The sequence below is a fragment of the Pseudomonas sp. ES4 genome (genome assembly GCF_050586665.1).
GTDB classification, from domain to species: Bacteria; Pseudomonadota; Gammaproteobacteria; order Pseudomonadales; family Pseudomonadaceae; genus Aquipseudomonas; species Aquipseudomonas frederiksbergensis.
The window spans coordinates 1-21,458 of the sequence record NZ_JBOBDO010000010.1 but is presented as its reverse complement, the minus strand read 5'-3'; the positions used below and the strand labels follow the sequence as shown (position 1 = coordinate 21,458).

At 59.3% G+C, this 21,458-nt stretch carries 13 protein-coding genes; 7 read left to right on the top strand and 6 right to left on the bottom strand.

The genetic code is table 11. The features are described from left to right. Nucleotides 1-34: 34 nt before the first annotated feature. Nucleotides 35-1,000, top strand: coding sequence for a ribose-phosphate diphosphokinase (locus tag ACQ4OB_RS13425; protein WP_430955895.1), 966 nt, complete (start codon nucleotides 35-37; stop codon nucleotides 998-1,000). Between the two features lie 269 nt (nucleotides 1,001-1,269). Here ACQ4OB_RS13425 and ACQ4OB_RS13420 read toward each other — a convergent pair whose 3' ends face one another. Continuing rightward, a complete protein-coding gene (locus ACQ4OB_RS13420) occupies nucleotides 1,270-2,157 on the bottom strand; it encodes a universal stress protein (protein WP_430955819.1) in 888 nt (295 codons plus the stop codon). Nucleotides 2,158-2,420: 263 nt separating this feature from the next. Here ACQ4OB_RS13420 and ACQ4OB_RS13415 point away from each other — a divergent pair, with 263 nt between their 5' ends. Further along, complete coding sequence (locus ACQ4OB_RS13415) at nucleotides 2,421-3,473, top strand: phosphotransferase (protein WP_430955818.1); 1,053 nt, start codon at nucleotides 2,421-2,423, stop codon at nucleotides 3,471-3,473. A gap of 21 nt (nucleotides 3,474-3,494) precedes the next feature. On the opposite strand, the gene groL is transcribed toward ACQ4OB_RS13415, so the two are convergent. Then, nucleotides 3,495-5,111 carry a chaperonin GroEL gene (gene groL, locus ACQ4OB_RS13410; RefSeq protein ID WP_430955817.1) on the bottom strand — a complete coding sequence of 539 codons (1,617 nt, stop codon included), beginning with the start codon at nucleotides 5,109-5,111 and terminating at the stop codon, nucleotides 3,495-3,497. A 386-nt stretch (nucleotides 5,112-5,497) separates the two neighbouring features. Between groL and ACQ4OB_RS13405 the strand changes: the two genes are divergently transcribed. Further along, the gene (locus tag ACQ4OB_RS13405; RefSeq protein WP_102615498.1) at nucleotides 5,498-5,740 is read left to right on the top strand and encodes a hypothetical protein; all 243 of its coding nucleotides are present in this window, start codon (nucleotides 5,498-5,500) and stop codon (nucleotides 5,738-5,740) included. Between the two features lie 226 nt (nucleotides 5,741-5,966). Beyond that, entirely contained in the window at nucleotides 5,967-7,001 is a 1,035-nt protein-coding gene (locus ACQ4OB_RS13400) for an AAA family ATPase (protein WP_430955894.1), read from the top strand. A 43-nt stretch (nucleotides 7,002-7,044) separates the two neighbouring features. Here the strand turns inward: ACQ4OB_RS13400 and ACQ4OB_RS13395 are convergent, their stop codons facing one another. Further along, a complete protein-coding gene (locus tag ACQ4OB_RS13395; protein ID WP_074876650.1) occupies nucleotides 7,045-7,467 on the bottom strand; it encodes a hypothetical protein in 423 nt (140 codons plus the stop codon). A 405-nt stretch (nucleotides 7,468-7,872) separates the two neighbouring features. Here ACQ4OB_RS13395 and ACQ4OB_RS13390 point away from each other — a divergent pair, with 405 nt between their 5' ends. Continuing rightward, nucleotides 7,873-8,142, top strand: coding sequence for a DUF1652 domain-containing protein (locus tag ACQ4OB_RS13390; protein ID WP_074876648.1), 270 nt, complete (start codon nucleotides 7,873-7,875; stop codon nucleotides 8,140-8,142). 566 nt (nucleotides 8,143-8,708) lie between these two features. After that, the gene (locus ACQ4OB_RS13385; RefSeq protein WP_074876644.1) at nucleotides 8,709-13,541 is read left to right on the top strand and encodes a M10 family metallopeptidase C-terminal domain-containing protein; all 4,833 of its coding nucleotides are present in this window, start codon (nucleotides 8,709-8,711) and stop codon (nucleotides 13,539-13,541) included. A gap of 149 nt (nucleotides 13,542-13,690) precedes the next feature. On the opposite strand, the gene ACQ4OB_RS13380 is transcribed toward ACQ4OB_RS13385, so the two are convergent. The 3 genes from ACQ4OB_RS13380 to ACQ4OB_RS13370 are packed head-to-tail and all read right to left on the bottom strand — an operon-like array spanning nucleotide 13,691 to nucleotide 18,109. Next, nucleotides 13,691-15,040, bottom strand: coding sequence for a TolC family outer membrane protein (locus ACQ4OB_RS13380; RefSeq protein WP_076031110.1), 1,350 nt, complete (start codon nucleotides 15,038-15,040; stop codon nucleotides 13,691-13,693). A gap of 2 nt (nucleotides 15,041-15,042) precedes the next feature. After that, nucleotides 15,043-16,395 carry an HlyD family type I secretion periplasmic adaptor subunit gene (locus ACQ4OB_RS13375; RefSeq protein ID WP_430955816.1) on the bottom strand — a complete coding sequence of 451 codons (1,353 nt, stop codon included), beginning with the start codon at nucleotides 16,393-16,395 and terminating at the stop codon, nucleotides 15,043-15,045. Continuing rightward, nucleotides 16,388-18,109, bottom strand: coding sequence for a type I secretion system permease/ATPase (locus tag ACQ4OB_RS13370; RefSeq protein ID WP_074876638.1), 1,722 nt, complete (start codon nucleotides 18,107-18,109; stop codon nucleotides 16,388-16,390). The genes ACQ4OB_RS13375 and ACQ4OB_RS13370 overlap by 8 nt, the downstream gene beginning before the upstream one ends. A gap of 468 nt (nucleotides 18,110-18,577) precedes the next feature. Between ACQ4OB_RS13370 and ACQ4OB_RS13365 the strand changes: the two genes are divergently transcribed. Then, on the top strand, nucleotides 18,578-21,458 hold a 2,881-nt coding region (locus ACQ4OB_RS13365; protein ID WP_430955815.1), incomplete at its 3' end, for a DUF5801 repeats-in-toxin domain-containing protein.

Here is a 21,458-nt window from a genome sequence, read left to right as displayed (position 1 = left end):
GCAACTGTTCGATAAGCCTCAAAGGAGCCAATACATGCTCACCGATCGCCCGCTTCTTTTTGCCCTGCAAGGCAGTGAGCACTATGCAACCCGCGTCGCGCAGCGGCTTGGCTGCCAACTGGCCCTGCATGAAGAGCGCGACTATGAAGATGGCGAGCATAAATGCCGACCGCTGGCGTCGGTTAACGGTCGCGAGGTCGTGGTGTTCCATTCTTTGTATGGGGATGACCGACAGAGCGCCAACGATAAGTTGTGTCGCCTGTTGTTCTTTTGCGGAGCACTCAAGGATGCCGGCGCTCGCCATGTGCAGGTCGTAACTCCCTACCTCTGTTACGGACGCAAAGATCGTCGCAGCCAACTTCAAGACCCAACGATCACCCGCTACCTGGCGACCATGATTGAAGCCTGCCACGTAGATCGTCTGGTTGCCCTGGAGGTGCATAATCCGGCAGCGTTCGACAATGCCTTTCGCATTCCAACGTGGAACTTGCAGTGCACAGAATTATTCGCCCAGCATTTCGCCAGGTTCGTCGGCGACGCCGACGTAGTGGCGGTGTCGCCTGATTCCGGTGGAGCCAAGCGCGCCGAACAGTTTCGCCGGGCCCTCGAACGACATCTGGGACGCTCAGTGGGCAGCGCACTGATGGAAAAGCACCGTGCTCACTCGACGCTGACGGGCACCCTCTTGGTTGGCGAAGTATCGGGTAAGACAGCCATCGTTTTCGACGACCTGATCAGCACCGGTGAAACGCTGAAGCATGCGGGCCTTGCCTGTCAAAAGGCTGGAGCCACCCGATTGTTCGCAGCGGCGACCCATGGCCTGTTCACTGCTGGCAGTCATCAGTTCGACAAGCCGCTTTTCGAACAGATTGCGATCTCTGACAGCGTGCCTCCCTTTCGCCTGCCCCCCGAGTGCGTGACGCAGCACTTGCACATACTCGACACCACCGGCCTGATAGCCACGTTGCTGGCTGAAAATGGAGCATGGGGTACCGTCTGAGCAGGTGAAGCTGCTCGTCCTGATCAGCTAATCTGACCTGCATCAGATGGATGTTCTGCGCTTCCACCTCCCAGGAAAAGGCCTGCCGAGCTTGCACGCTATCGAGCCAATTCGGCGCTAACGGCAAGTTGGCCAGGGTTTTCTTGATGACCGCCGGATGCATGGTTGCCCCCTTGAGAGCGCACTGTTTAACGGAGCCAACTGCCCTTCCTGGCCATTCCTTGCGCAGCGCTGACCCGCCGTTGTCGATAGTCGTCATCGGTCCGTCTTTAAACCGCCAGTACGCTGCAAGGCACCTGATACAGAATATGTTCGGTCGTGCTGCCCAGCAGTTTCTCCCTCCCGTGGTACTGAACTCTGCCCATCACGATCACATCCACGTTGTGCGTGTTGACGAACTCGCTCAGCGCCGAGACGGGATGTCCCAGAGTAAAATGCCGACGGTTTGCAGGCACACCGTACCGACCGGCGAATTTCAGGAACGATTTTTCCAGCTCTTTACGCAGCCCCTTGGTCAGCTCAGACAGTTTTAAACCACCACCCAATTCCTCTAGGTAGTCTTGCGGAATGTCATAGGCATACAGCAGGTGCAACTCGGCATCACACTGTATGGCGAGGCTGGAAGCCTGTTGGATTATGCGGTCATTCAATTCGCTGTTCTCAGGCCCATCCGCCGCCGCATCAACCGCCGCCACGATCTTGCGCGCCAGGGCATGGTGAGCTCCACCCACCAGATAAACCGGTATCGGACAGTGGCGCAGCAAGTGCCAGTCCAGCGGGGTGAAAAACGTGCGCTTGAGCACAGATTCATGCTGGATTTCCTTGATCAACAGGTCAGGCTGCAATTCCTTGACGTGATCCAGGATGTCTTGCTCCATGTCATCAGTCCAAGCCACCTCGGTGGTCACCTCGATCCCTCTTCCACGCAGTCGTTTGGCCTGGTCCTTAAGCCAATCGCGATGGTCCTGCAGGTAACGCGCCCGAGCCTTTTCCCGGTCGCCTTCTTCGAGCAGCGACAACAGTTTCAACGCAGGAATCAACGTCGCAATATGCAAACGTGCACCGCTGGCCTTGGCGAGCGCTGCGCCATGGTCGATTGCCGGAGAATGGCGCAGGGCCAGGTGGGTGATGAGTAACAACTGTTGATACTGGCTCATGACCTGACTCCACGCAGAGAGGGCTTCAACGTCTGCCGCTGGCCTCGAAGGACTCAGCCGTTGCGTCCACGCCGGACCTGGCACCAGCGTTGATTCAGGTTGCTCCCCTGGACTGTGCCTGACGTTGATAAATATCAAATACCGGCGTGAGGCCCGCCGTAAGATGCGCAGCCTTTCATTGCACCGTACTTGATCAATATCAATTGGAGCGGGGCCTCCTTCTTCACACTGCCAAAAAGCCCGCACACGGCGTGGAGGCAAGAATGAACAACCTGCAAGACGAGGTCATTGCCTTTCTCTCCAGACCGTCCAGCTATGGCACGTCAAACCAGCCAGTGGAGCGTATCGAGACCCATGGTTCGGTGATCTTTCTGCATGCCGACCGTGCCTACAAACTCAAACGCGCCGTCGCGTTTGCCGAGCTGGATTTTCTCAGTCTGCAAAACCGCAAAAACGCCTGTCAGGCCGAGTTACTACTCAATCGACGAACAGCGCCGACGCTGTATTTGAGCGTCTGTTCGATCAATCGCCTGGCGAATGGCCAGCTGGCGCTCAACGGTTGCGGACAGGCGGTTGACTGGCTCGTGGTGATGCGTCGTTTCGCTCAGGATCGGCTATTTGACCGCATGGCCGTTGAAGGACATCTGACCGAACCGATAATCGAACAGTTGGGGGCTGAGATCGCTCGCTTTCATGCGAGCGCACAAATCACTCCGGCTTTCGGCCGCACCAAGAACCTGCATGAAGAAATAGAGAAAAACCATCGGGAAATGTCTCGCTACCCATCTATCCTCGACATCGCGACCGTCACGGCGATTGCACACAGCTCCCGGACCCAGTTGCAATCGTTGAGCGCGGGCCTTGAGGCTCGTCGCCGCGCGGGGCTTGTTCGCCGCTGCCATGGTGATATGCGCCTGGCCAATATCTGCCTGCTCGATGGTCAGCCGACACTCTTCGATGGCATCGAGTTCAGTGAGCGGCTAGCCTGCATCGATGTGCTCTACGACCTGGCGTTTGTGCTGATGGACCTGCAACACCATGGCCTGAACAGGTTAGGTGCGCGTCTGTTGTCCAGTTACATCAACCACTGTGTTTGGGAGGAAGATTGCAAACCCTTGGCGTTTTTCCTTTCTTTGCGGGCTGCCACGCGCTGCTTCTCCCTTGCGGGTGCAGCGCTACGTCATGCCGATCCGGCCAAGCGTTACGAGAAAAAAGAAAAAGCTGTGCAGTTGATGCACCAGGCACTGAACTACCTGCACGGCGAAAATCCGCTGTTCAGTCACCTGGCGTTGATCGAGACGTCTTCGTATACGTGAGCGTTACCCCTTTCACAGCCATCACTCAGGGAACGGTGGCTGGGCAGGTGATTCCTTTTCCGGGATATCAGTCATGGTCGCCTCTGTCAGCAACAAGATACTGGCGACTGAAACAGCATTTTCGAGGGCAACACGCACCACCTTCGTCGGGTCAATGATGCCGGCTTCGTACATGTCGACATAGCAATTGGCGGACGCATCGAAGCCAATGTTCCCAGGTTCCGCAAGCATGCGCGCAACCACGACGCCGGCATCCACTGCCGAATTTTCAGCGATGAGTCTGGCCGGGGCTTCCAGCGCTCGGCGAAGAATCTGCAAGCCGGTCCTGGCATCCCCCTCATAGCGGGCCTCTTCGGCTGCGATAATCGGGACGGCCTTGAGCAGCGCAAGACCACCCCCCGGGACAATGCCCTCGGCGATTGCCGCCCGGGTCGCTGAGATAGCATCATCCAGTGCATCCTTGCGCGCCTTCATTTCGGCTTCGGAAGGCGCCCCGACCCGGATCACCGCGACACCTCCAGACAGCCTGGCCAGTCGTTCCTGAAGCTTTTCACGGTCGTATTCGCTGGTGGTGGTGTCCATTTGTGCACGGATCTGCTGCAAACGCGCCTCGATGGCCTCGCGTGTACCGGCGCCCCCTATCAGCGCGGTGCTGTCTTTTTGCACCACGACTCGATGAGCACGTCCCAACTGGTTCAGTTCCACCTGTTCGAGGGTGACGCCCAGTTCGTTGGAAACCACCGTTGCACCCGTCAGAACGGCCATGTCCTGAAGCATTTCCTTGCGCCGATCACCAAAGCCTGGCGCCTTGATTGCCACCGCTCGCAAAACACCTCTTATCTGGTTGACGACCAGTGTGGTCAACGCCTCACCTTCGATGTCGTCTGCGATCAACACCAGCGGTTGCCCGCTTTTGGCAACGAGCTCAAGCAATGGGAGTAAGTCTTTGAGTGCACCGATTTTATGGTCGCAGAGCAGCAAGTAGGCATCATCGAGTTCGACCTGCATCTTCTCGGCATCGGTGACGAAATAAGGTGAGACATAACCCCGGTCAAACCGCATGCCTTCCATGACCTCGACCACAGTTTCGGTGGTCTTGGACTCCTCGACACTGACGACGCCTTCAACGCCGACCTTTTCCAGGGCGTCTGCCACCAGCTGACCGATGACGGCATCGTTATGCGCCGACAGCGTGGCGACCTGGGCCTTTTCCTTGGGAGTGCTGACTGGACGCGACTGGGTTGCGAGGGATTCCACGACCAGCAACAGCCCTCGATCCAGGCCGCGCTTGAGGTCGATCGCACTGGCCCCGGCAACGACGTTGCGGATGCCATCGGCCAGGATTGCATGGGCCAGCACCGTTGACGTACTGGTTCCGTCCCCTACCGCATCGCCTGTGCGCTCGGCCGCCTGACGCAGCATTTGCGCACCCAGGTTTTCCTCGGGGTGGAGCAGGTCAATGCGTTTGGCGATCGTGACGCCATCATTGCAGACCGTCGGATTGCCCCACTTGTTCTGGATCAATACCGATTTTGATTTCGGCCCCAACGTCACGCGCACGGCGTCCGCCAACTGTGTGGCGCCACTCAGGATTTTCTCGCGAGCTGCAGCACGAAACACGATTTTAGTGTGAGCCATCAGGGTGCTCTCCGGGCCGGGTTTACAACAAGTGTGTTTTGGCAGCTTCTATGAAATGGCCCGAGCGACGTTGACTTTTATCAACAAATTGACAACGCCTCCAAGCCCCAAGCCGCCCGGATAACCGACTGTCAGCTCACGCCCCGGAATTGACAAAGATCAATTCGCGCAGCAAGAAACCGAGTCCAAATGAAAATGTAGAAAACAAGGTGTGTTCAGCGGGGTGAACGTCGAAGGGAGCTGCTATTCGGTCACAGCCGAGCATGCCCTGGAGCGTCAACTGGACACGTGACGAATAGAACCGGGCGCGGTTGTCTCAATATGGAAAGTTGAGGGGGATCAGGACACCCAGCTCACCTTTTTGTGCTTCCAGAAGGAGTACGACCATGGCCATCAATGAATCAGCCATGCAGCATGCAGCCAACCTTGAATCGATCAGCCGCAGCAAGGCGTTGTTTTTTGAAGCCGACCGTCTGAACGATCAAGCCTACGCACTGTTGAGCGAGCCCGTTTCGACTCAGATCATCCATAAGTTTTCTGACGCAAAAAAACGGGCGGATGAAAAATACCAAGAAGCCTGGCAGGAGTGGTTGCATACCAGGGCGAAAACAACCGATGACAGAACGTGAATGAGGGGCGCTTTGGTAAAACGGTCTGTTTGCGGATTTCAGTGGTGTTCTGTTGCACTTTGCTCAGGACATCAAGCGTTATCGAAGCCTGGTGGTTGGATGCCGAGTCCGCCTTCAGCGCCCCGCTGTTCCCTCAAATACTGACAAAGCTCAACGTTTACTAACACATAGGGATTTAATGATTCCATCCTGATGCCCCGATCAAGGGGTCTGTGAATTGGTGGACATGCTGCTGGAAAAAGACGCCAGGCTGGTTCCCGTCGAGCGCACCGGGATCCAGTTGGGCCAGACCACCAATGCACGCTTGGTATGGCTTGCTCCAGAATCGGTGATGCTGGTCGTTGGAAATTCGGGCTCTGGCAAATCCAGCTACATCACTTGGCTGACCGAACGTATGGTCGAGGCTCACCAGGGATTTTGCATCATTGATCCCGAGGGTGACTATCTGACCCTGGACAATGCGGTAACGGTTGGTGGCCTGACCGTCCCTCCGACGACAGAAGAGTCGGTCCACCACCTTTTACAGGCGCAGCTCAATGTAGTGGTCAGCGCCCTTGCTCTGGATCCGGCAGCACGAGTGCAACTGTTCGGCGAACTACTGCCCTTTATCCAGCATCTTCGCAGCGCTTCAGGTCGGCCGTACTGGCTGATAGTGGACGAAGCTCATTACATGCTTCCCCACTGTGCCGATTGGCCGCCCGGTTTTCTCGGAAACATCGGTGCAATCATCGTTGCCCTCGACTTCGATCAGGTATGCCCAGCCCTCCTTGAGGGGGTAGACGTGCTGGTGACACTAGGCTGCACCGCCAGGGAGTTGGCCGAACAGTTCGCCAAACGCATGCGGCGCCGGAGTCCCGAGTTTCCGGAACGCTCTCCAGGCCTCGAACATGCCTGTCTCTGGAACCTTCATGAAGGCGATGAGGTGACCCTGCTCAATCAGGTTCAGCCCAATCAAAAGCACCATCGCCACAGCGGCAAGTACGTCGCTGGGGATGTCGGCGCATGGCATTCATTCCACTTTCCTACTCTTGGCCAAAGTGCCTCGAACCTGACTGAGTTTTTGTCCTCGTCATCGCAGCTTGCGGACCTCCCCCTTCGCGAACATATGGATGCGGGGGATTTTTCCAATTGGTTCCGCAAGGTGATTCGGGACGATGTGCTTGCCAATAAGACACACCTTATTGAAACAGACAGAACACTGGCGCCCAAGAATGCATTGGAACAGATCACGCGCCTTGTGCAATCGCGCTATCACCTCTAGGAAATCACGGCTGAACTACCTGGGCCAGCCCACCGTCAGGCGCTCACAGGGCATTGATACAGTCCGAACCATCCTCCTCCGTCACAGGTTCAAGGGCTAGAGGATCAAGCCTGTGCCTATCGACCAACGCCAGGCGCACCATACCGTTTTTGTCGAGGAGCTTGTGTGCCAGGCATTCACACAAAGATCGAGGCAAGGTATTTGTAAGGGACTCTATGCCGGCATTCTCAAGCTCTATCTCGAATCTCGCGGTGCACGTACTTATCAAATCCTGCATGGCGCGAGAGGCGAATTGAAACGTTGCAAGATAAGCCATCGCCAGCGCCAGCAGGATCGACAGCAGGATGATTGCCTTGCGTTTCCAGGGCCTGGTGCCCGACCGATGCAGGTGCCCGAGTGCCAAGCCTTTGCCCGAGCACCAGTCGTGTACCGCGTGAATCCTGCTGACAAGCTTGTTGGTTGTCATGACCAGACCTCTCGCCCATGTTTACCAAAATCATGGCGCCGATAGACAGATGCCGTTTGACCTGGATCAACTTGCGTGCGAGCGGTTCCCCTTCATCGTGCCCTGTGCAGCGTGAAAGGGGTGGTAGCCGGATGTTTGGATGTTTGAAGGGATCCGAGTACACGTCTGGGCGGCAGCTGGCGAGATAAACAAAAAAACCTCTCTGAACGACCGCGACGAATGCGCCACCTTTCAAGGCTGCCAGAGAAAAACGGTCTAATCCCTCCGGGAGCTTGAGGAATACACTTGATGAGGGGCTCCTGGCCAAATGTGTTTAGGGAGCCCACCAAGCATCTACTTTCCAGGAGCTTCCCCATCCACGTCTGACAAAAGTCATTTGGCTGACTCCCGTCAAGGTATGTCGCCATGTTATCGACTCTGGAACTGCGCCATCTCGTAGAGCAAAGCTTTCTGCCGACACGCTGCGACTGTACGGTAGATCCACCGGCAACGCTGACCGTTCGTTTTTATCAGGGCACCTCGAATCAGGAAATCCTGACGGTCACCGGGATCCCGATTGCCCCGCTCAACAACGGTTTTGCCATCGAGACCCTTATCTCGGATCTGCGCAACGACCTCGATCGTGTCAGCCCTGTTGCTCCCCGCTACTCGGCCAATCATTTTGAGAAAAGGTAGCAGCGAACACGAAAGCAATAGCAAGCCGGGCATCAGGCCCGGGCCGAGAGCTATCAGCTTGCCGCTTATTCCCTATCTTCCAATTCTCACGCCTTCCACTGCCTGGGCATAACGTTTGGTCGCCTCAGTCACCAGGCGCTTTCGCTCCTCTCGGTCGATGAAACCTTGTCTCAGGTACACCTCTACCAGTCGGAGCAATTCTTCATATTGCTCCTGCGCAGTCATGCGGATATCAGAGCAATCCAGCAAGTTATGCCACGTGGCTAGCGCTTGTGATTTCCGGTCTTCGTACATGGCACCCGTTTCCAAGGGCTGTATGCGGTAGAGACTGCCAACTGGCGAGACGTTCACCGGGGACGACATACGGCATCTCGCGCTACCTGACCCAGCGTCAATAGAACGTTGTTTTTTCGAAAGACCGCATAACCGCTGATCAGTTAGTTCGGTTTTTTGACACTTCCCCGATATGTGGTCACAACTTTTGCGCTCCACCGGGTCATAACACGGTAGCCGCCGATGGAATATTGGCATTTATCGTAGTTTCGGCCTGATATGGAGATAAGCATATGATTTTTAACGTACAAAATTTTGGCGCCAAAGGAGATGGCATCACTGACGACACCGCGGCTATACAAAGTGCAATTGATGCAGCGGCCGCCGCAGGGGGTGGGCAGGTGTATATGCCGACCGGAACTTATATCGTTTCGGGAGGCGAAGAACCCTCCGACGGTTGCCTGATGCTCAAGAGCAACGTCTACCTGTACGGCGACGGCATGGGCGCAACTACGGTCAAAGTGGCTGACGGCTCCGACACCAAGATCACGGGGGTCATCCGCTCTGCCTATGGCGAGGAAACCCACGACTTCGGCGTCAGCAATCTCACCATTGATGGCAACCGTGACAGCACTACGGGCAAGATCGACGGCTGGTTCAATGGCTACATTCCCGGCGAAGAAGGCTACGACTCCAACGTCACCCTCGACAGCGTCGAAATCAAGGATTGCTCCGGGTACGGTTTCGACCCGCACGAGCAGACCGTCAACATGGTCATCAAGAACAGCGTGTCCCACGGCAATGGCCTGGACGGTTTCGTGGCTGACTTCCTCAGCGACAGCACCTTCGAAAACAACGTCGCCTACGACAACGACCGCCACGGTTTCAACGTTGTCACCAGTACCCACGACTTCACCCTCACCAACAACATTGCCTACAACAATGGCGGCAATGGCATCGTGGTGCAGCGCGGCAGCGAAGACATCCCCTCCCCCAGCAATATCACCATCACCGGTGGCGAGGTGTACGGCAACGGCGCCGAAGGGGTGCTGATCAAAATGTCCAGCGAGGTGACCGTCAGCGGCGTTGATATTCACGACAACGCCAGCGCCGGGATTCGCATTTACGGCAGTAACCACGTCGAGGTCATCGACAACACGCTCACCAACAACTCCCTGGGCAACCCCGTACCGGAAATCATCATCCAGTCCTACAACGACACCCTGGGCGTGTCCGGCAAGTACTTCAACGGCAGCGATAACACGATCCAGGGCAACATCATCACCGGCAGCAACCTGTCGACCTACGGCGTTGCGGAGCGCAATGAAGACGGCACGGATCGCAACGCCATCATCGGCAACACCATCAGCCACACCAGCAACGGTGCCACGCTGGTCTATGGTGACGGCAGCTACGTCAGCGCCACGGTGCCGATGACCACCGTGCAAGGCACGGCTGGCAACGACACCCTGCTGGGCAGTGCCGCCAGCGAGATTTTCTATGGCGTTGCCGGCAACGACACCATCAATGGTGGGGCCGGTGGCGACATTCTGGTGGGCGGTGCCGGTCTCGACAAACTCACCGGCGGTGCCGGCGCCGATACGTTCCGTTACGTCGCTCAGTCCGACAGTTATCGCAACGCAACCACAAGCTTCGATGACACCATCACCGACTTCGACGTCACCCAGGACAAGATCGACCTCGCAGGCCTCGGTTTCACCGGCCTGGGCAATGGCCGTGGCGGCACCTTGCAGGTCAGCTACAGCGCCAGCAACGACCGCACCTACATCAAGGACTACGATGCCGACGCCAGCGGCAATCGCTTCGAGTTGATTCTCTCGGGCAACCTGGCCAGCACCCTGACCGCCAGCAATTTCATCTTCAACCGAGTGATCACCGGCACCAGCGGCAGCGACTCGCTGTTGGGTACCGACTCGGCCGACACCCTGCTCGGCCTGGCGGGCAACGACAGCCTCAGTGGTGGCGCGGGCGACGACAAGCTCGACGGCGGTGCCGGTATGGACTCCCTCACCGGCGGCACTGGCGCGGACATCTTTGCGTTCTCCAATCGCCTGGACAGTTACCGCAACTACAACACCGGCGGTGCCAATCTTAGCGATGTGATCACCGATTTCGATATCGCCGCCGACAAGATTGACCTCTCGGCCACTGGATTCACCGGCCTGGGGGATGGCAAGAACAACACCGTGTACGCGGTGCTCAACAGTGCCGGCACCAAGACTTACATCAAGTCCCTGACCGCCGACGCCAATGGCAACCGCTTCGAAGTGACACTGGACGGCAACTACCTCAACACGCTGACCAGCGCCAACTTTGTCTTTGCCACTTCGCCAACGGTCAACCATGCGCCGGTGGTGGCAACGGCGTTGCTGGATCAGAGCGCGACCGAAAACACCCCGTTCAACTACGCGGTGCCGGCCACCAGTTTTACCGATCCGGATAACGACAGCCTCAGCTACACCGCGACCCTGGCCGATGGTAGCGCCCTGCCCGCCTGGCTGAGCTTCAATGCCACCAACCTGACCTTCACCGGCACGCCGACCAGCACCGCCTCCGGCAATTACAACGTGCTGGTCAAAGCCACGGACCCAGCCGGTGCATCGGTCAGCGATAGCTTCGCCCTGGCGGTGGCCGATGCCCCCGCCCCCGTCAACACCATCACCGGCACCAACAACGCTGAAAGCCTCAACGGCACGGTGGGCGAAGACCTGATCCTCGGCCTCGGTGGCAACGACACAATCAAGGCCGGCACTGGCGCGGACATTGTCGACGGTGGCGCCGGACGCGATTCGCTGTACGGCGGCGACGGTGCCGACACCTTCCGCTACACCAACTTACTCGACAGCTACCGCAATTACGGCACTGGCGGTGTCACGGCCACCGACACCATTTATGACTTCACCGTGGGCGTCGACAAGATCGATGTGTCGGCCCTGGGCATTCTCGGCCTCGGCGATGGCAGCAATGGCACGTTGTACATGACCCTCAACGCGGCCGGCGACAAGACCTACATCAAATCCGCCGAAGTCGACGCCAATGGCAATCGCTTCGAAATCGCCCTCAACGGCAACTACCTCAACACCCTGACCGCCAGTGATTTCGTGTTCGGCGAACGTGCTCAGCAGGACATCCTCTACCTGCCTGTCCTCGGCCAATCCAATGCACGCCTGCTGCGCATGACGGAAGACGACAATCAGTCCGGCACCTCGATGCTGGTCAACGACCTGGACCGCTACACCACCTATGACGTGCGCAGCCAGTTCAACGACGCCGATGGCAACGGCATCGACCTCGCGGTAGGCGGCAGCACGGTCACCGGCCTGTCGACCCTCAGCGCCGAGGAACTCAAGTTGTGCTGGTGGCTGACCGACACCAACCAACCCGGGCCTGCGCTGTTGCGCGCCGAGACGCTGCTGCGCGAACAGCTCACCGAACTGCAATCCATCGATAACGTCACCATGGGCATCATTTGGGGCCAGGGCGAGGAAGCCGCCCAGGAGATCGGCCGCGCCACGGACAAAGCAGCGGCAGCGGCGGCCTACAAGGCCGCGACCCTGAAGGTGTTTGATTACCTGCATGCCCAGCTCGGCAACTTCAGCGTGTACATGATGGAAACCGGTCACTACGATCAGGGCGCTGCGCGTACCCGCGGTTATTCGGAAGAGAAGATTGCCTCCATCGTCGAGGGGGTTGGCTATGTTCGCGCCGCCCAGGAAGCCATCGCCGCCGAGCGCAGCGATGTCAAGCTGGCGGTGGACTACACCGACCTCCCCTTGCGCCACGAAGTCGACCCGCAGGCGTATCCCGACGACGTCTGGCACCTGCACGAAGAATCGGCGGAAATCGTCGGCCAGCGTCTGGCTGACTACATCGCCAGCGACCTTGGCTTCCAGGGCAACCCTAATGACAACAACAGCGTGCAGGACATTTTCGACAACGCTCAGAACATGATTTCCGGTACCGACCAGGCAGATACCCTGGTGGGCACTTCGGGCAACGACACACTCGATGGACGCCTGGGCGCCGACACCATGACCGGTGGCGATGGCAACGACATCTATGTAGTCGATAGCGCGTCCGACCGCGTGGTGGAAAGCAACACCTCGACCTCGCAGATCGATACGGTACAGGCCTCGGTCAGTTGGGCCCTGGGCGCCAATCTCGAGAACCTGGTGCTCACCGGTGTGTCGGACATCAACGGTACCGGCAATGAGCGGGAAAACTTCATCACCGGCAATGCCGCCAATAACGTGCTCAATGGTGCGACAGGGGCCGATACCATGACCGGCGGCGATGGCAACGACACCTACTATGTCGACAACGCCGGCGACAGCGTGGTCGAGATCAGCAGCAATGCCGTGTCTGGGGGGATCGACCGTGTACATAGCAGCCTGACGGCTTATACCCTCAGCAACAATGTCGAGCATCTGTATGTTGATAGAACTGGTGCCGCCAATGGCACGGGCAACGCGCTGGACAACACATTGTTCGCCGGAGCCGGCAACAACGTGCTGGACGGGCGCGATGGCATTGACACGGTGTCTTATGAAAGCGCCCTGTCTGGCGTTACCGTAAACCTCTCGACGTCAGCGCAACAAAACACTGTGAGTTCGGGGCTCGACACCTTGAAATACTTCGAAAACCTGACGGGAAGCGCCTACGCCGACAGTTTGTCCGGCAACAGCGCCGCGAACGTTCTGAACGGGGGCGCGGGTAACGACACGCTGGTGGGCGGTTCGGGCGATGACCGGCTGATCGGCGGAGCCGGCACCGACAACCTCTCCGGTGGCACAGGCGCGGATACCTACGCATTTGGTGCGCTGTCGGACATGGGCGTCGGGGCGTTGCGCGATGTGATCAACGGTTTCAAGACCACCGAGGGTGATCATCTGGACTTCACCGGCCTGGACGCCAACCCGCTGACCGCCACTGTCGACGCCTTCACATTCATCGGCAGCAATGCCTTCGACCCTGCCAACGCCACCGGCCAACTGCGCTTTGCCGATGGCATTCTCTACGGCAGTGTCAACGCCGATGCCACCCCCGAGTTCGAGTTCGAACTGGTGGGCGTCAAGGAGCTGCACGCCAGCGACTTTACAGCCTGAGTCAAGCCCCAAACCTGTGGGAGCGGGCTTGCTCGCGAAGGCGGCGGTACATTCAGCATGGAGGCTGACTGAACAACCGCTTTCGCGAGCAGGCTCACTCCCACAGGGTTAGGCTGAGATCTTGAGCTTTGGTTAGAACCGAGGCTTTTTCAGAACAGGCTTTGCACCTGTTCCAGAACTCCGCGGTTCATCTGGCCGGTGTGGGTGTGCAGGCTCACATAGCTTTGCAGCATGTCGAGTTTGGTGTTGAGCAGGTCTCGGCGGGCTTGGAATACCCGCTGCTGTGCATCAAGAATATCCACCGTGGAACGCACGCCACCCTGAAAGCCTTTTTCCGTGGAAGTCAGGGCTCGCTGATTGGACTCCACCGCCCGCTGCATCGCCTTGCTCTTGCTGAACCCGGCCACCACGCCCAGGTAATCGGCTTCGATGTCCTCGGCCAACTGTTGACGCTGCACATCGTAGTCAGACTGGGCACCGGCCAATTGTGCTTCGGCCTTCGCCACCGAGGCGCGTACCGCCCCGCCGCGATACAACGGAATATCCAACTGCACCCCCACGTAATAGGTGTCCTGGCGCGGATCGAGATCCTCGTATTGACGGGTTTCCCGACGGGTTAACTGGGTGGTCAGCGACAAGGTCGGATGATGCCCGGCGCGCTGGCTGTCGGCCTGCGCCTCGGCGACTTTCACCGCTGCCAGGCGGGCTGCCAGCTCGGGGCTCGCTTCACGGGCAATCGCTGTCCAGTAAGGCAAATCCTGCTCCGGCGGGATCGGGCTACCGGCGGCGAGTTCTTCGCGCATCGGCTGGATGTCATCGATAGGCAGGCTGGCGCGACCGGACAATGCCCGCAACGCAGCCACGCGACGGGCCTGGGCTTCAGCCTCCTGGGCTTCGACGAGATCGAGCCGCGCCTGGGCCTCATCAATGTCGGTGATCGCGCCCTGCCCGCCCTGATAAAGCTTTTTGCTCTGTGTCACCAAGCCACTGATGGCGGCCTTTTGCTGGGCGATCAACTTGATCTCGTTTTCAGCCCGGGCGACGTCGAAGTAGCCTTTGGCGACCCGGTCGTACAGGGTCTGGCCGGCAACGTCGAATAGCTGGTTACCCAACTGCCCTCGCGCCTTGCCTTCCTGATACGCCGCCCAGCGCCCCTTGTCATAGAGCGGTTGTTGCGCCGCCAGAGTGACGTTGTTTGCCTGGTAGTCATTACTGTTGACGTAGGTGCTGTCGTCGCCGCCATCGATACGCCCGCCGTAGCCGTAGCGCGACGTCAACGACACTTGCGGATAGAGGCCCCCGCGGCCAATCGCCTCCTCCTGCTTCGAAGCATCAAAGGCATGCGCCGCCGATTGCACGGTTGGGTCATTAGCGCGCGAGGCGTCATAGGCAGCGGTCAGGCTCAGGCCTCCTTCGGCTGCCCAAACCGGATTGACCACGGCCCAGCTGATATACAAACCCAGCAGCACACGGGAGCGATAGCGACAACGGTCGGTCATGCTCATTCCTCTTTGAAGGCCGCAAGCAAGCGCTCACGCAAAGGTTTCATCAGGTAGTTCATCAACGTGCGTTCCCCCGTCACCACCGTGACATCAGCGAGCATGCCGGGGCGCACCAGCAGACCGGCGGTCTGGAGCGAAGCGACGGTGCCGGCGGGAATTTCGACCTTGGCGGAAAAGTACGGCTGGTGCGTCTGCTCATCGATCAACTGGTCCGCCGACACCGTAGTCACCGTGCCGGTGACCGTTGGCGTATCCACCCGTTGCAGCGCGGTGAAATGCACATGCACCGGCAGACCCGGACGCAACTTGTTGGCCATCAGCGGCTCGAAACGCGCGGTGATCGCCATCGGCGCATCCAGCGGCACCACCTGCATCAGGGTTTGCCCAGCCTGCGCAACACCCCCGACCGTATGAATACTCACGTCCATGACCTGCCCGGACACCGGCGCACGGATCGCACCGTTGTCGACTTCAAACTGCAAGGCACGAATCTGATCGGCATACCCTGCCGCCTCGGCAGAGACTTCGCTGAGCTGGGTTTCGGCATCGCGGCGAAATTCCTGCTGCGCCTGCAAAGCCTTGAGCCGGCTTTCGTTGATCGCTTGGCGGGTCCTGCCGACATCGCCCACTCCGGAGGCTATCTGCCCGGCCAATTGAGCGGCGTTGCGCTCGGACTCGAAGAGTTTGTTGCGCGGAACGTAGCCTTCACGGGCCAAATCACGCAAGCCTTCCAGCTCCTGCTGCTGGAAGCGCATCTGCGCGTCGTAGTTGCGCTTGACGCCTTCGTAGCCCTGCAATTGCTGCTGCAACGCCGCGGCTTCGTGTTCGATGATCTGCAAGCGGCTGCCCAGTTCTGCGCGGCGAGTCAGAAACAACTGGCTCTGCAAAGCCATGGCGGCCTTGACCCGCGGTTCGTCGGCGCGCTCCAGCAGCTCAGCGGGCCATTGGATCTCGGCTGAGCCCAGGCGCTCGGCAATCAATCGCGCTTCAATGCTGCGATCGTTGAGCAACTTGCCCAGGGTCACGTCCAGTTGCGACTGCGCCTGCACTGTATTGAACTGCACCAGCAACTGCCCCTGGGTGACGCGATCGCCATCGCTGACCAGCAGCTTTTCCACCACCCCACCGACCAACGACTGCACAGCCTTGCGCTCGCCCGCCACCACCACGGTGCCGCTGCCCACGACACCCTGGTCGAGCGGCGCCAGGCAAGCCCAGAGCAGGAAGCCGCCCAGCGTCAGGATCAGGAAACCCACGCCATAGCGTGCCGCTCCGCCGGCGTCGGTACTGGCGCTGGGCAACGTGTTGGCGCTGCGCACGCTCAGCCCCTGCTCACGGGTCAAATCATGCATCTTCGCCAGTCTCCTTTACCGCGGCCGGTCTTGGCCCCGGCATCAATGCCTTGAGCACCTGGTCCCTTGGACCGAATGCTTGTTGAGTGCCGTCCTTGAGCACCAGGATGGAATCGACCACCGCCAGCACATTAGGCCGGTGGGTAATCAGCACCACGGTGCTGCCAGCAGCCTTGAGCACACTGATGGCTTGCACCAGTGCCAGATCTCCGGCTTCATCGAGGTTGGAATTGGGTTCATCGAGCACAATCAGCGACGGGTGCCCATAGAGCGCGCGAGCCAGGCCGAGGCGTTGCTTTTGTCCACCGGACAAGCCAAGCCCGCCGGGGCCCAGCGGTGTGTCGTAACCCTTGGGGAACCTGAGGATCATTTCGTGAATGCCAGCGTGACGCCCGGCGGCGATGATCTTGTCGGCGTCCTGCTCGCCGAAGCGGGCAATGTTGTCGGCCACACTGCCATCGAACAGTTCGATGTCCTGCGGCAGGTATCCAAGGTGCGGGCCAAGGGCATCGTGGGACCATTGACTGATCTCGGCGTCGTCCAGGCGCACCGACCCGCCCATGGCCGGCCATACTCCGACCATCGCCCTGGCCAGCGTTGACTTACCACTGGCGCTGGGGCCGACAACGGCGAGCACATCACCTTTGGCCAGGCTGAAATTGATGCCCCGCAGGATCGGTTGCGAGGCACCGGGCGGGCCGACATACAACTGCTCCAAACGCACTGCGCCGGTGGGCGGTGGCAAAGGCATGCGCAGACGCTCGCGCGGATGCTGGGCCAGCAGCTGGCTCAGGCGCTGGTAGCTCTGGCGGCCGGAGTTGAACTGCTTCCACGAGCCAATGGCAATTTCCACCGGCGCCAGGGCACGCCCCAGCAGCAGCGACATCGCAATCATCATGCCCGCCGACAATTCGCCTTCAAGCACCAGCAACGCCCCCAGGCCCAGGGCCAGAGACTGTCCGGAGATGCGCACGAAACGGGTCATCGAAGTGATTCGCGCGCCGCGGTCGCTGGCATGGGCCTGGGCGGCAACGATGCGTTGCTGCAACAGGCTCCAGCGCTGGCGCAACGGCCCGAGCATGCCCAGGGCCTGGATGACTTCGGCATTGTGTAACGTGCTGTTTACATAGATCGACGACTGCACGCCCAGGCGATTGGCTTCGCCCAAACGCGTGCGAGTCGCCAACTCGCCCCACAGCGCCAGACCGATCAGCACCAGGGCCAGCACCAGCGTCAGCACGCCGAACCAGGGGTGAAAGATGAACGCCACCAGCAGGAAGATTGGCAACCACGGCGCATCGAGCAAGGCGATCAGGCCCTGGCCGGTGATCAACTGCCGCAGCGTCGCCAGATCGGTGAGTACCTGCGCCGGGTTGGCGTTGTGCTCGCGCAGGCTGCGGGCGAAGGCGGCATCGAAAATCCGCTCGCCCAAGGCATCGTCCAGCCCCGCGCTCATGCGAATCATCACCTCACCGCGCACCCACTCGATCAGGGCGCTGAACATGAACAGGCCCAGGGCGATCAAGGTGAGCATGAACAAGGTGGTTTCGTTGCGGCTGGTGAGAACCCGGTCGTACACCTGCATCATGTAGAGCGACGGCACCAGCACCAGCAGGTTGATCACCCCACTGAACAGCGCCAGCGACCAGAACACCCGGCGATAGCTTAATAAAGCGGCATCAATGTCATGACGCGGATCGAGAAGCAAACCCATAAAGTGTCGCCCGCAAAAGAAATAGTCGGTCCAGGACGCAATCCATCGCTGGTTTTTGCCCTAAGGCAGTGGAGAAAACGCTAAACGTAGCCTGATGTGCCGCTATCAGAGACGATCCCCGTCGCTACAGGCGCCAATTACTGACCGCGCAACCTCGGGTTAGTGCCGGTTCGCTGGTCTGGGTTTCCATGTGGGTGACGGGCGGAGATGTTGCACAGCGCGACAATGGCGGATAAAACCCGACCGATTTTGAACCCTCGTACCATGTCCTGATTTGCAAGCGGAATATGCGGCACCGTTCCTGCGCGCCCTTATCCCGCTTTTCCCCTCCCGAGTAGTCTGAAACTCCCACCCCGCTTGGGAGTATCGGCCGATGCGCAATCCCCGGCGCTTACACATAGTTGCAAGCCATAGCAGTAAAAAGTCTACGGTCCGGCCTCGATGGCCCGTGTTGCTCTGGAGAAAATCATGGCTAATCACAAAAAAAACTCATCGCTAACAAGCAACCAGGCCGGTAACACCGGTGCCCCCCTATATGCTCCGACCGTCACCACCGACCTGAGCGACTACGCGCCCGGCAGCACCGCCACCATCACGGCTGGTGGGTTCGCACCGGGCAGCACAGTGAAGCTCGAAGTGGAACACGCCACCGGCGCCGGCGCGGATAACGTATGGGGCACGCCCGACGACGTGCTCGATACCGACACCGGCGAGGGACACGAGCCCTGGTACGTGACCGACGGCGGTGCCGGCGATCTCGACGGCCAAGTCAACGGCAGCGTCACAACCTCGTGGTACGTGAACCCGGACGACTCCGCTGGTGCGACGTTTCTGCTCACCGCGGCCTCTGCGGGCGACGATCGTGTGTTCGGTACCAGTGACGACGCAGTGGCGACAACGTCGTTTACAGACAGCGCTCTGAGCGTCGTGGCGACCGGCGCGAACGTGACGCTGGACGAAACGGCCGGGTTGCAGAACGCCGCCGCCACTCCAAGCCCTGCGGAAGACGCTAACGACAACGACATTCTGGTGGCGTCTCTGCCCTCGATCTTCTCTGCCCGCTTGACTGCACTGGGTGCCGGTACTGCAACGGGGGCAGCGTTGAGTGGCTATACCGGTGCCGTGGGCAACACAGGGAGTAATGCATTCACCGTCACCGCTGACCCCGGAGCCACCATTACCAATATCAGCTTCGTCGACTCCAATGGCGCACCGCTTAATGGCCTGGACAGCGGACTGGATACCCTCAATGGCACTAGCATCCTTCTCTATACGGATGCGAACAACGACAACATCGTTCTGGGCCGGGCCGGTGGCTCGACTGGCGCGATCGTGTTCGCGGCCTATATCGAAGAAACCGGATCGCCGGTCTCGGGTGGCAAGATCTGGACCGTGGAGTACCAACCGATCAAGCATACAGATACGGCGAATCCCGATGATTCGCTCAATCTGCTGAATAAGGTGTTCATTGGAGCCAGTCAGGACCTGGAGTTCAGTTTGGCCGGTGTGCCCTCCGGTGCGAACCTGTTCCTGATGTTCACGAAAGCGAACCCTACAACTGAAACGGTCGATGGTGTCGTGCGGATCACGGATCCCACCATCATCGCCACCGGCAAGAACCCCGCAGACCAGTCAAGCGGCGCCAATATAAACACTGGCGACACGATCATCACCAGCCAGGCGGCCAACCCGACCACTTTCGGCACCAACAACCAGATGATTACGGAACAGGATGGCATTCGCTTTTCGTTCGTCACCGGTGCCAGGCAGGATGTGACCATTCCCAACCTGAGTCAGAACGAAGCAGATCTTGAGTCCAACATCGACTTTACCGGCGTCTTCAACGCGAAGATGGCCAACTTCGACGTCGTGCAGTTGCAAAGCGGCAAGAGTGCCGTGGTAAAAATCAGCGCGTTCACCACCGCTGCTGAACCTGGTGTGAACTTCATCAACGGTTATGTGGGTGATACGCCGGTTGCCATCACCAATGTTCGCGTCTTCAACAGCGCCGGGGTGGTGATCGAGAATTCAAACGGATCGGTGAATGATGGGGCCATTGGCATCACCTTTTCCGGTGGGGTTGCTACCATCACCGGCGTTTTGGCCGGCTACCAGATTGAATACACCACAACGACGGATCACAACCGCGTGCTCGTCGAAAACGGCGCGGCGCTCGACGCCAAGGGCAATAACCACGCCGATTTTGATATCGGTGGTTTCACGCTGGTCCAGGCCTCTGTTTCGAAAACCGAAATCGGCTCCCAAATGATCTTCGAGGACGACGGGCCGAGCATCAGCACCACCGGCACCGAGCCGACGCTGACGGTGGACGAGACGGTGCTGGCAACCAACGCCACCCAGAACTTTGCCGCCAACTTCAGCTCAGCGTTTGGCGCCGATGGCGCCGGCACACTGACCTATGCGCTGGCCGTGGTGGCGGGTGCGTCGGGGCTGGTGGATACGGCCACCGGCCAGGTGGTAAACCTGTCGCTCAACGGCACCGTGGTGGAAGGTCGCACGGCTACCAGCAACGATTTGGTGTTCACGGTGAGTGTCGCCGCCAACGGTGACGTCACGCTCGACCAAATCCGCGCCGTGGTGCATCCCGACACCACCAATTCCGATGATTCGAAAACTCTATCGGCGGACAACCTCGTGACGCTGACGGCGACCAAGACCGATGGCGACGGCGACAGCGCCCAGGCGACCCTCAACATCGGACAAAACCTGGTGTTCAAGGACGATGGGCCGAGCATCAGCACCACCGGCACCGAGCCGGCGCTGACAGTGGACGAGACGGTTCTGGCGACCAACGCCACCCAGAACTATGCCGCCAACTTCAGCTCAGCGTTTGGCGCTGATGGTGCCGGCACACTGACCTATGCGCTGGCCGTGGTGGCCGGTGCGTCGGGGTTGGTGGATACGGCCACCGGCCAGGTGGTAAACCTGTCGCTCAACGGCACAGTGGTGGAAGGTCGCACGGCCACCAGCAACGATTTGGTGTTCACGGTCAGTGTCGCCGCCAATGGCGATGTCACGCTCGACCAGCTCCGCGCCGTGGTACACCCCAACACCACCAATCCCGATGATTCGAAAACGCTGACCTCTGACAATCTGGTGACGCTGATAGCGACCAAGACCGACGGCGACGGCGACAGTGCCCAGGCGACTCTCAACATCGGACAGAACCTGATATTCAAGGACGATGGACCGAACATCAGCACCACCGGTACGGAGCCGACGCTGACAGTGGACGAGACGGTGCTGGCGACCAACGCCACCCAGAACTATGCCGCCAACTTCAGCTCGGCGTTTGGCGCTGATGGTGCCGGCACACTCACCTATGCGT